Genomic DNA, 11,607 nt, shown 5'->3' with positions numbered 1-11,607 from the left:
GCTGGACGTGCTGATCACCAATTGCCGCGTGCTGACGATGGATCCGTGGCGGCCCACGGCGACGAGCATCGGTATCTGGAACGGCCGCATCGTCGGGCTCGATGATGACGTCTCGGCCATGCCGGCCGGACAGGTACACGATCTCGGCGGTGCGGTGGTGATCCCGGGCTTCGTCGATGCGCATACGCATCTGACCTGGACCGGCACGGCGAGTCAGCAGGTCGACCTGTCGAGATGTGCTAGCCGCGACGCCGTGCTCGATGCGGTGGCCCGGGCGGTGGCGGCCACGCCGCAGGGACAGTGGGTCGATGTCGTCGGCTACGACCAACGCCCGCTCGGCGAACACCTGACGTGGCGGGACCTGGAGCCCGTGGCGGCGGGGCGCAAGGTGCTCGCGTCGCACATCTCCGGACACGCCTGTCTCGTCTCCCGCGCCGTGCTGGACATGATTCCCGACGGGGAGCTGGCATCGTTCGACGCCGGCGTCGTGCGAGACGGCGACGGCCAGCCCACCGGCGTCTTCTTGGAGGACGCGATGATGCTGGTCCGGACGCGGCGCCTGCCCTACAGCGTCGAGGAGATCGTGGACGCGATCGAAGCGGCGGGCCGGAAATGCCGGGCACAGGGCGTCACGATGTGCGCCGACGCGGGTATCGCCGCTGGACTGGCCGGGTTCTCGCCGGTCGAGCTGGGCGCCTACCAGAGTGCCCGCGAACGTGGTCGGCTCCCGGTGCGGGTGCAAGCGATGGTTCCGGCCAGCGTCTTGCGGCAGTCCGGTGCCGATCCCGCCGACGGCGTTCCCCGCGCGCTCGATCTCGGACTGCGGACCGGGCTGGGCGACGAGTGGCTCTCCGTGGGCGCGCTGAAGATGTGGCTCGACGGCGGGATGTCGGCGCGTACGGCGGCGTTGACCGAGCCGTACCTCGACGGCGGATCGGGACGGTTGAACTATACCGGCGACGAGCTGGCCGAGCTCGTCGCCGATGCGCATCGAGGTGGTTGGCAGCTGGCGATGCACGCGATCGGTGACCGCGCCGTCGATCAGGCGATCGCGGCGGTGCAGTGGGCGCAGGAAGCATGGCCGCGGGAGAACGCCCGGCATCGGATCGAACACTGCGGTCTGGTCCGGCCGGATCAGATGGAGCGGTTCGCTGCGGCTGGGCTGAGCGCTGTGGTCCAGCCGACGTTCCTGAATGTCTTCGGCGACGACTACATGCGCGTCATGGGGGAGGAACGTAGCGCGTGGCTGTATCGGATGCGCTCGTTTCTCGATCGCGGTGTGCCGCTGGCCGGAAGCTCGGATCGGCCCGTCGCAGATGGCGCGCCGTTGCGGGGAATTCAGGCCATGGTGGAACGGATGAGCTCGAGTGGTCGTCCGGTGGGGCCGGACGAGGCGGTGTCGGTAGAGGAGGCCCTGGCGGCGTACACGAGGACCGCGGCCCAGGTGTGCGGGGTCGAGTACCTGGTGGGCAGTGTCGAACCGGGAAAGCTCGCGGATCTTGTCGTTCTCGGTGAGGACCCGCGCCGGGTGTCGTCCTCGTCGCTTGCGGACATCCCGATCCTCGCGACCCTCTCCCATGATCGTGAACACTTGTCGACCCTGTAGGGGGTGTACGTGTTCATGATCATGGGAGAGGAGGCGTGGGTGGGCGTGTCGCGCGCCTTCGAACAGAGTTTCGGTATACGGTGGATGCCGTCGAGACGGTGAAGGCTTGTCCACAGGGCGCGGTGAGGCCGTCGACCTTGTCGGTGCGAGCGCGTAACGTCTCAACTGATGGCCAAACGTAATCAGGGCCGCGGCGCGGCTCGTCAATCCCAGGTGGTATCTATGGCAGCTCCCGCAGATCGCGAGAAGGCTCTCGACACGGCTCTGGCGCAGATCGAGCGTGCACACGGCAAGGGCTCGGTCATGCGCCTGGGACAGGAAACCCGGGCACCGGTAGAGGTCGTTCCCACGGGTTCCATCTCGCTCGACGTGGCGCTCGGCATCGGTGGTCTGCCACGCGGCCGGGTGATCGAAATGTATGGCCCCGAGAGCAGTGGGAAGACGACGGTGGCACTGCATGCGGTGGCCAATGCTCAGAAGTTGGGCGGCGTCGCGGGCTTCATCGATGCCGAGCACGCGCTCGATCCCGACTATGCCAAGGCACTGGGCGTGGACACGGATCAGCTGCTGGTCTCCCAGCCAGACACGGGGGAGCAGGCGCTGGAGATCGCGGACACCCTGATCCGTTCCGGAGCGTTGGACGTCATCGTGATCGACTCGGTGGCGGCGCTGGTGCCGCGGGCCGAGATCGAGGGCGAGATGGGTGACAGCCACGTGGGCTTGCAGGCCCGGCTGATGAGCCAGGCGCTACGCAAGATCGCCGGTGCGTTGAGCCAATCCAAGACGATGGCGATTTTCATCAACCAGCTTCGGGAAAAGGTCGGTGTTTTCTTTGGTTCGCCGGAGACGACCACCGGAGGAAAGGCGCTGAAATTCTACTCCTCTGTTCGCCTGGATATTCGCAGAATCGAGACGTTGAAAGACGGAACCGACGCCGTCGGAAATCGAACTCGAGTCAAAATAGTCAAGAACAAGGTTGCCCCTCCATTCAAGCAGGCGGAGTTCGACATTCTTTATGGTGAGGGAATCAGCCGCGAAGGAAGCTTGATCGATCTTGGCGTTGAGCAGGGCATCGTCCGCAAGTCCGGCGCGTGGTACACCTACGAGGGCGATCAGCTGGGGCAGGGCAAGGAGAATGCCCGTAACTTCTTGAAGGAGAATCCCGATCTCGCCGACGGCATCGAGAAGAAGATCAAGGAGAAGCTCGGTGTCGGGCCACGAGTCGACGCGGAGGCCGATGACGAGTCTGCGGCAGACTTCTGAACACGCCGTATGGAGTGTTGATGACATATCACCAACATCCGACGGTATCCGAAGCATCTAGTCACGCCGATCGTGATGGCGATGATGACTCCGCGCGCGACGATGCCGGAACCGATCCGGAGGAGATGGCACGAGCGGTAGCGCTGCGCCGCTTGGCTGCTGCCCCGCAGACTCGTGCGCAGCTCGATGAGGCGATGGCACGGAAGGGTGTGCCCGACGACGTACGCCATCGCGTCCTCGATCGGTTCAGCGACGTGAAGCTGATTGACGACGCAGCGTTTGCCGCGGCCTGGGTGGAGTCCCGGCACTCGGGCCGCGGCCTGGCGCGGCGAGCTCTGGCGCAAGAGCTTCGCAACCGGGGTGTGGAACCCGAGGTTGCTGAGCGAGCGGTAGAAGTCGTCTCTGCGGACCAGGAGGAAGAAGCAGCGCGCGCCCTGGTGGCGCGACGTCTGCCCAGTACCGGAAGGCTTGAGCCGGCCGCGCGAACCCGGCGCCTGGTCGGCATGCTTGGCCGAAAAGGCTATCCGGCTGGCTTGGCGTATCGGGTGGTGCGGGAGTGTCTCGAAGCGGAAGGCGTGGACGAAACGGAGCTGTCGTTCGAGCCTCCTGACGAGGACGAATGATCTTCATACTGAGGCGGCCCTGCCTTGACCTCGTGTTCGCCCTTACGTAGCCTCAATATAAAAGGTGGAAAGAACTCCGCGACTGCGGTTCGACATAGCAATACGACACATAAGGAGCAGTAGATACGGCACTATCCACTCATCGGGTGAGGGCGAACCGCTTTTATGGCGGCTATGTCTGTGGTGAGTGTGCTGGCTTGGCCGGTAGCACACTCGAGTAGCGCCCTCTGCGGGTGGATGGCCGCCGGAGCTTCGTTGCCGTGCTGGCGCGGTCGTAGAGCGGTTTCCACCACAGCTGCGTCCACTGCAGGGCGCGTATGCAAGGGAGCTGACGATGGAGACTGCAACTGCGATTCTCATCGTCGGCTCGGTTATTGCCGTCGCAGTTGTTCTGGTCCTCGTCGAACTTCTCCGCCGCTCGGCCAAGCGCAGGTCGAAGGCCGAGCGGGAGCTGGAGGAGCAGCATTCCGCGGAGTTGGCGGCCGCCCGGCAAGAGGCTGCCTCGATCCGGGAAGAGGCGCAGCGCGAGGCCGATGAGCTGCGGGCTCACGCGCAGGCCGAGACCGAACAAGCCGAGCAGCATGTGGACGAGATCAATTCCGAGCTCGGCGAGAAACGTCTGGATCTTGAACAACGCGAGGCAAGACTGGGTCAACGAGAGGCGCGGTTACACGTCGAGAACCGTGCCCTGGAGAGTCGCCAATATGAACTGTCCCGACAGGAAGCTGCGGTCGCGGCCAAGCTCGTCGAGCTCGAGGAGCTGGAGAATTCCCGGCAAGCCGAGCTCGCCCGGGTCGCCGGGCTGACCCCGGAGGACGCCAAGAAGGAACTTGTCGAGGTCATCGAAGGTCAGGCGAAGCGAGAAGCCGCGATCAAGGCACGTGACATCGAGCGCGAGGCAACCGAGCAGGCGCAGGCGCGGGCACGGGAGATTATCACGCTCGCGATCCAGCGGCTCGCTTCGGAACAGACTGCCGAGGCGGTCGTGTCGGTGCTTAACCTGCCTGGTGACGAGATGAAGGGCCGGATCATCGGACGTGAAGGACGCAATATCCGGGCCTTCGAACAGATCACCGGTGTCAACGTCATCATCGACGACACGCCAGAAGCGGTGTTGCTCTCGTGTTTCGATCCCGTGCGGCGCGAGATCGCCCGCATGACACTCGAAGAGCTGGTGCTCGACGGAAGGATCCACCCGCACCGGATCGAGGAGCAATACCACAAGAGCAAGGCGGAGGTGGAGAACGTTTGCCAGCGCGCTGGTGAAGACGCGCTCGTCGAGATGGGCATCTCGGACGTCCACCCGGATCTCGTGGCGCTCCTGGGACGGCTGCGATACCGCATGTCCTACGGGCAGAACGTGCTGCAGCACTTGTTGGAATCGGCGCATCTGGCCGGAATCATGGCCGCGGAGCTCGGCCTGGATGTCCAGTTGGCGAAACGTTGCGGCCTGCTGCATGACATCGGCAAGGCCCTGACACACGAGGTCGAGGGAAGCCACGCACTGATCGGTGCGGAAGTCGCCCGGCGCTACGGTGAAAGCGATGACGTGGTGCACGCCATCGAGGCACATCACAACGAGGTCGAGGTCCGCAGTGTCGAGGCGGTGCTGACCCAAGCGGCGGACGCGATCTCGGGGAGCCGCCCGGGTGCCCGGCGCGAGTCGCTGGAAGCCTATGTCAAGCGCCTGGAGCGGCTGGAAGAGATCGCCATGGCGCAGGAGGGCGTCGAGAAGGTCTTCGCCATGCAGGCCGGACGCGAGGTACGGGTCATGGTGCAGCCCGACGAGGTCGACGACCTCCAGGCCCAGGTGCTCGCCCGAGATATCGCCAAGCAGGTCGAGGAGGAACTGACCTATCCGGGTCAGATTCGTATCACGGTTGTCCGGGAGTCCCGGGCAAGCGAGTTCGCCCGCTAGTTCGGCAGCCAGCTGTGTGAACGCCGGGACGTGGTGTGAGGGCGGTGACGGCGCGCCGTGCCGGCACGCGGTGACCGCCCAGCACGCGGTCACGCCCGCAGACCGTGACCGCCCGGGATGATGTGGTCACGCCCGGCACGTCGTCACGCCCGGCACGCGGTTACGCCCGGCACGCGGTTACGCCCAGCACGTCGTCACGCCCAGCACGTCGTCACGCCCGGGATGTGGTCGCCGCCTGCAGGCACGGCATGACGGTGATCGATGTGGAGTTCGGGCACACTGTGCGTGGAGGATGGGCTGCTATAACGACTGTTTTGCCGCGCAGCCCGGCCGAAACTCCACACCGATCGCGAGAACCACGGCTGCCGTATAGGGCCTGCCGCGAAGTCCCCGGCGAAGCGGGCCTGCCGCGAAGTCCCCGGCGAAGCGGGCCTGCCGCGAAGGCACTCGACGAGAGCGGGCCTACTGCGAGGGCACTTGGCGAAGCGGGCCTGCCGCGAAGGCACGCGGCGAACCATGGCGCTCGGAGCGCCGGCGGCGTGCGTATGGCCTGCACAGGAAACCGGATACCCGCCGAGCGGCCGGTCACGGACGAGATACGAATCCGACTCGGTTCCGCCTCCCCGACAGGCGTATGCCGTGATGCCCCTTGCCCGCCCCATCGCACGGTCTTACCGTCAACGCATGACACGGTGATCTTCTCTGTGACAACAGGAAGTTGATCGTTGCACGTGACCCTGTCACAGCAGGGCAACACCCAGCACAGGGCCCGGACCCAGAAGGAGGACGACGAGCATGACGAGGGCGGGGCGCATGATCGCCAGGCGTGTTGCGGCGTTGCTGGCGGCACCGGCGTTGTTGCTGGCTGCATGCGGAGACGACACGGAGATCTTGACGATGGCCACCGGTTCCACCGGTGGAACCTACTTCCCGCTCGGCGGTGCCATCGCTGGAGTGTGGAACGATCACATTCCGGATGTACGGGTGAGCACCCAGTCCAGCGGCGCGTCGGACGAGAATTTGGCCTTGCTCCACGACGAGGAAGTCGAATTGATCATGGCGGTGAACGGCCGGGCCGCGGTCGCGCGCGAGGGCACCGGCGCGTTCGAAGGTGAAGATCACGACATCACGTTCATCGGAAACGTCTATCAAGAGGTCAACCAGATCGTGGCGCGTGCGGATGCCGGTATCGAGACGGTCGAAGATCTCGACGGTATGCGTGTCGCACTCGGCCCTCCCGGGAGCGGCACGGAGGCTTTCGCCCGTGACTTGCTCGACCGTGCGGGAATCGAGGTCGAGGAGTTCCAGGACACCTTCGGCGAGGCGGCCGACCGGCTGCGTGACGGCTCCATCGATGCCGCCTTCGCGATCCTGGCCCTGCCCGCCGGAAGCCTGGAAGAGGTCGCAACGGCTGTCGACCTCAATCTCGTCTCGCTGGAAGGTGAGCTGCTGGAGCAGACGCTGTCGGACGATCCCACGTTGACCGAGATCGAGTACGAGCCGGGCACGTACTCCAACATCACCGAGCCGGCGACCCTCGTGACGAACTGGGCGACGCTGTATGCCCGCTCCGATCTCGACGAGGATCTGGCGTACGAGCTGACCCGCGTGTTGTACGAAGAGAGCTCAGAGATCGCGGAAGCGCAGGCGACGGGCAACCAGATCGACATCGAGTCGGCCGTGCTGGGTCGGGGTGACATCCCGCTGCATCCGGGCGCTGAACGCTACTACGAGGAGAACAACGCCCTGGACGGGGAGGGGTAGCCGGAGCGGACGGTGATCGGCTGAGCTCGGGTGAGCATGACCGAGCGCGACGAGGTGGTGGTGCGGCCGGATTCGCCGGCCGCACCGCGTCGCGGTGTGCTCGCGTGGGGTGGCATGCCCGGGTGGCGCACGATCGGCGTCGTCGCGTTGTTTGCCGTCGTGGTGATCGTGGCGGCGACCCGTACCGGCGATGATGGCCTCGAGTTCGAGGTCCGGGACATGGGCGCGGACGAGGTGGTCTATTCGCGCCCCGTCACGGCGGGGGAAACGTTCCGGCTCGAACACACGCACTCGGTGACCAACCGCCCCGTCGTCGAGATATTCGCGATCGACGACGAGGCGCCGGCGATCCTGTTACGCGAACTGCGGTTCGACGAGTTCGGTCCGAACCTGCCCGCCGGGGCGGAGGAGCTCGGTGACGATGGGGAGACGACGTTTGTGCACGAGAATGGGGCATACCGTGTCTTGCACCACGATATGCGGATCGGCACCGTGCCCCTGCGCGTCGGGAGCGATGCGGTGGATCACACCGTGGTGTTCGCTGACGGTGAGCGGTTGCGGCTGCTCGACGTGACTCGCCGTGGCGAATATGTCGAGCTTGCGGTTCGAGGGTGAGACGGATCGAGGGGCGAAGGGCGATGGCTGGCAAGATCGAGGACGCGAGCCAGGACATCGAGAGGCTTGAACAGGCTGACTTCACCGACGCGACCGTCAAGATCCGGACCCAGATGCGGGCGTGGTGGCGGTGGGCGTTCTTCGTTCTGGCACTCGCGCTGAGCGTGTTCCATCTCTACACGGCCATCGGTGCCCAGCTGCCCAGTCACCAGCAGCGGTCGTTTCACGTCGCCTTCGGTCTCGGGCTCACGTTCCTGCTGTATCCGGCCAAGGTGGAGTTCACCGCGTGGGAGGCGCGGCGCAGCTGGGTGATCACGGCGATCGTTCTCGGCGGGCTGGCCTTCGTCGTGGCGAGCGGCGATGTCGGCCTGCACGCTGCCGCTCCGGCGGCGGTCGTGGTGCTGCTGGTACAGGCTGCCCGGCATCTGCCGCTCGCATTGGCCGGCATCCCGGTGGCCGACGTGCTCCTCTCGATTCTGGGCTTCTTCTCCGGCCTGTACCTGTTTTTCAACTCCGATGAGATCCTCGCGCAGGCCGGCCGGCACGACGAGATCCACATCGCGGTGGGTGCGATCGGCATCATGCTGATCCTGGTGGCGGCGCAGCGTGTCATCGGTACGCCGCTCGTCGCGGTGGCCGCCGTGATGCTGGGATACGCGTACTTCGGCGAGATCATGCCGGGGTTCCTGCGCCATGCCGGTTACTCGATCGATCGGATCATCTCCACGCAGTTTCTCGGCACCGAGGGCGTGTTCGGCACGCCGATCGCCGTGTCGTCGACGTTCATCTACATGTTCATGATCTTTGCCGCGATGCTGCAACGCAGCGGCATGGAACGCTTCTTTACCGACGCGGCCTTCGGCGCCACCGGATGGATGACCGGAGGGACGGCCAAGGTCGGCGTGCTGACGAGCGCCTTCTCCGGGACGATCACCGGAAGCTCGGTGGCCAACACCGTCGGCAACGGCGCCTTCACTATCCCGATGATGAAGCGATCGGGCTACACGGGCGAGTACGCGGGCGCCGTCGAGGCGGCGTCGTCGACGGGTGGACAGCTCGCGCCACCCGTGATGGGCGCTGCCGCATTCATCATGATCGACATGACCGGCCAGCCGTACTCCGAGATCATGAAGGCGGCGATCATCCCGGCCATCCTCTTCTTCCTCGCCCAGTACGTGATCATTCACTATGACTCGAAGCGCCTGGGCATCGGCGGGCTGGCGCGCAGCCAGCTACCGAATGTGCGGAGATTGCTGCTGCGCAAGGGCTATCTCGTCATCCCGATCATCGTGATCTTCATCGTCCTGATCCAGGGATACACGCCGATGTTCGCAGCGACGGTGGCCATTGGCGTGGCAGTGGGGATCAACGTCCTCAGCCAGATCATCGCGGTGGCCTTCCGGCGGTGGCGCACGATGGAAGACAAGCTCACCCCGGTAGCCCTGCTCGACGGGCTGGTCGACGCGGCCCGGCTGGCGTTGCCGATCATCGTGGCGTGTGCTACTGCCGGCCTCATCGCCGGGGTGATCACCCTGACCGGCGTCGGCCTTCATCTGGGTAGCGAGTTGGTGGCGCTGGCAGGTGGGCAGCTGTTGGTGACGGCCTTCCTTGCCATGATCGCGTGCCTGATCCTCGGTATCGGCGTGCCCACGACGGCGAACTACGTGATTACCGCCACGCTTGCGGCACCGGCGATCATGATGGCCGGCGATTTCGCGCCCGAGCAGATCCTGGTCGCGCACCTGTTCGTGTACTACTTCGGTGTCCTGGCCGATATCACTCCGCCGGTCTGTCTCGCGTCGTACGCGGCATCCGGCATCGCGCGCAGCAATCCGATGCGGACGGGCGTGCAGTCGGTACGCATCGCGCTCGGCGGCTTCATCGTGCCGTACATGTTCCTGTTCTCGCACGAGTTGCTCCTGCAGGACGCCACGTGGGTGACGGGCGTGCTGGCGTTCCTGACGGCAGTCGCGGGCATCGTCAGCCTCGGTGTCGGGGTGGTCGGGTATGTTGACCGCAGGATCAGCCCGGTATTGCGGGTGGCACTGGCCGGTGCCGGTCTCTTGCTGCTGCACGGCTCGATCGCGGCCGACGCGATCGGCTTGGTGATCGCGGCGTCGATCTTCGCGTGGCAGTGGTGGAGCGGCCCGCGGCTACGGCGGCGCGAGGCAGCGCTGGCCACCACGTGACGCGCGCCCGGGCGGAAACCGCGTACCCTGGATGGCGAGATGAGCACACGCACGTACCACGTCCGCACCTTCGGGTGCCAGATGAATGTCCACGACTCGGAGCGGATCGCCGGGCTCCTCGACGACGCGGGCTTCGCCAAGGCGGGCTCGAACGACGCCGACGTCGTGGTGCTCAACACGTGTGCGGTCCGCGAGAACGCCGACAACAAGCTTTACGGCAATCTCGGCCACCTCGCCTCGCGCAAATCCGCCCATCCCGGCATGCAGATCGCCGTGGGCGGGTGCCTCGCGCAGAAGGATCGCGACGAGATCGTGCGGCGCGCGCCCTGGGTCGATGTCGTCTTCGGCACGCACAATGTTGGCTCGTTGCCGGCCCTGTTGGAACGCGCGCGGATCGAACAGGAAGCACAGGTTGAGATCGTCGAGGCGCTCGAGACCTTCCCCTCCTCGCTTCCGTCGCGCCGGGAAAGCCCGTACTCCGCGTGGGTGGCCATCAGTGTCGGCTGCAACAACACGTGCACCTTCTGTATCGTGCCGGCGTTGCGTGGCCGGGAGAAGGACCGCCGTCCAGGCGACGTGCTGGCCGAGGTCGAGGCGCTGGTGGCTGATGGCGTGATCGAGGTGACGCTGCTCGGCCAGAACGTCAACGCGTACGGCGTCGAGTTCGGGGATCGCTACGCCTTCGGCAAACTCTTGCGCACGGTCGGCTCGGTGGAAGGGCTGGAGCGGGTGCGCTTCACCAGCCCGCACCCGCGGGATTTCACTGACGATGTCATCGCCGCGATGGCCGAGACCCCGGCGGTGATGCCACAGCTGCACATGCCACTGCAATCCGGCTCGGATCGCGTGCTCAAGGCGATGCGGCGTTCGTACCGGCAGAAGCGCTACCTGGACATCGTGTCCCGAGTTCGAGAGGCGATGCCGGAGGCCGCCATCACCACCGACATCATCGTCGGCTTTCCCGGCGAGACGGAGGAGGACTTCCAGGAGACGCTGCACGTGGTGCGCGAGGCGAGGTTCGCCTCGGCATTCACCTTCCAGTACTCCAAGCGTCCCGGTACCCCGGCTGCGGAGATGGACGGGCACGTGCCTCCTGAGGTCGTGCGCGATCGATACCAGCGGCTGACCGAGCTCGTCGAGGAGATCGCGTGGGACGAGGCACGCAAGGCAGTCGGCCGCCCCGTTGAGGTGCTGGTGGCTGACGGCGAGGGACGCAAGGATGACGAGACCCGTCGATGGTCCGGACGGGCACGGGACAACCGCCTGGTGCACTTCTCGGTGCCCGACGATGTTCCCCGGCCCCGCCCGGGAGACATGGTGACCGTCGAGGTGACGCACGCGGCACCGCATTACCTGGTCGCGGACTCGGCATCGGCTGGTGGCCGATACGAGGTACGCCGCACTACGGCTGGTGATGCGTACGAGCGTGCCAACCGGGCGAGCACGGCTGGCACCTCGACGGCTACGGCGTCGGCGTCGCCCGGCGGTGTGATGCTGGGCATGCCGTCGGTTGGTACTCCGGAGCCGGAGCCGGCCGGGGACGCCTGCTGCAGCTCGCCTTCGTGATCAAGTGCGAGTAAGCACCACGAGTGGGGCCCGTCTCGCGCTCCGTGGGCGGCGGGCCCGGCA

8 protein-coding genes are annotated in these 11,607 nt (G+C 65.9%); all 8 read left to right on the top strand.

The genetic code is table 11. The features are described 5' to 3' along the window. Positions 1 to 37: 37 nt before the first annotated feature. Positions 38 to 1,606 carry an amidohydrolase gene (locus tag DPM12_RS07130; protein WP_112257724.1) on the top strand — a complete coding sequence of 523 codons (1,569 nt, stop codon included), beginning with the start codon at positions 38 to 40 and terminating at the stop codon, positions 1,604 to 1,606. A gap of 222 nt (positions 1,607 to 1,828) precedes the next feature. Next, complete coding sequence (gene recA, locus DPM12_RS07125; RefSeq protein ID WP_112257605.1) at positions 1,829 to 2,869, top strand: recombinase RecA; 1,041 nt, start codon at positions 1,829 to 1,831, stop codon at positions 2,867 to 2,869. A gap of 20 nt (positions 2,870 to 2,889) precedes the next feature. Next, positions 2,890 to 3,492: a regulatory protein RecX gene (locus tag DPM12_RS07120; protein ID WP_211658572.1), complete on the top strand. Its 603-nt coding sequence runs from the start codon at positions 2,890 to 2,892 to the stop codon at positions 3,490 to 3,492. A 334-nt stretch (positions 3,493 to 3,826) separates the two neighbouring features. Next, positions 3,827 to 5,410 carry a ribonuclease Y gene (rny, locus tag DPM12_RS07115; RefSeq protein WP_112257604.1) on the top strand — a complete coding sequence of 528 codons (1,584 nt, stop codon included), beginning with the start codon at positions 3,827 to 3,829 and terminating at the stop codon, positions 5,408 to 5,410. 795 nt (positions 5,411 to 6,205) lie between these two features. Continuing rightward, positions 6,206 to 7,174, top strand: coding sequence for a TAXI family TRAP transporter solute-binding subunit (locus DPM12_RS07110; RefSeq protein ID WP_112257603.1), 969 nt, complete (start codon positions 6,206 to 6,208; stop codon positions 7,172 to 7,174). A gap of 36 nt (positions 7,175 to 7,210) precedes the next feature. Next, the gene (locus tag DPM12_RS07105) at positions 7,211 to 7,789 is read left to right on the top strand and encodes a DUF1850 domain-containing protein (RefSeq protein WP_112257602.1); all 579 of its coding nucleotides are present in this window, start codon (positions 7,211 to 7,213) and stop codon (positions 7,787 to 7,789) included. A gap of 23 nt (positions 7,790 to 7,812) precedes the next feature. Continuing rightward, positions 7,813 to 9,978 carry a TRAP transporter permease gene (locus DPM12_RS07100; RefSeq protein WP_112257601.1) on the top strand — a complete coding sequence of 722 codons (2,166 nt, stop codon included), beginning with the start codon at positions 7,813 to 7,815 and terminating at the stop codon, positions 9,976 to 9,978. Between the two features lie 39 nt (positions 9,979 to 10,017). Further along, entirely contained in the window at positions 10,018 to 11,544 is a 1,527-nt protein-coding gene (gene miaB, locus DPM12_RS07095; protein WP_112257600.1) for a tRNA (N6-isopentenyl adenosine(37)-C2)-methylthiotransferase MiaB, read from the top strand. Positions 11,545 to 11,607 lie beyond the last annotated feature (63 nt).

It is taken from the genome of Phytoactinopolyspora halophila, assembly GCF_003287285.1.
Classification (GTDB): Bacteria; Actinomycetota; Actinomycetes; order Jiangellales; family Jiangellaceae; genus Phytoactinopolyspora_A; species Phytoactinopolyspora_A halophila.
This window is presented reverse-complemented; position numbering and strand designations above follow the sequence as displayed.

What these genes read in the sequence shown, in the direction of transcription:
- DPM12_RS07130 (WP_112257724.1), top strand. Translation starts at nt 38, where the DNA reads ATGGATCCGTGGCGGCCCACGGCGACGAGCATCGGTATCTGGAACGGC.
- miaB (WP_112257600.1), top strand. Translation starts at nt 10,018, where the DNA reads ATGAGCACACGCACGTACCACGTCCGCACCTTCGGGTGCCAGATGAAT.
- DPM12_RS07120 (WP_211658572.1), top strand. Translation starts at nt 2,890, where the DNA reads ATGACATATCACCAACATCCGACGGTATCCGAAGCATCTAGTCACGCC.
- DPM12_RS07110 (WP_112257603.1), top strand. Translation starts at nt 6,206, where the DNA reads ATGACGAGGGCGGGGCGCATGATCGCCAGGCGTGTTGCGGCGTTGCTG.
- DPM12_RS07100 (WP_112257601.1), top strand. Translation starts at nt 7,813, where the DNA reads ATGGCTGGCAAGATCGAGGACGCGAGCCAGGACATCGAGAGGCTTGAA.
- rny (WP_112257604.1), top strand. Translation starts at nt 3,827, where the DNA reads ATGGAGACTGCAACTGCGATTCTCATCGTCGGCTCGGTTATTGCCGTC.
- recA (WP_112257605.1), top strand. Translation starts at nt 1,829, where the DNA reads ATGGCAGCTCCCGCAGATCGCGAGAAGGCTCTCGACACGGCTCTGGCG.
- DPM12_RS07105 (WP_112257602.1), top strand. Translation starts at nt 7,211, where the DNA reads ATGACCGAGCGCGACGAGGTGGTGGTGCGGCCGGATTCGCCGGCCGCA.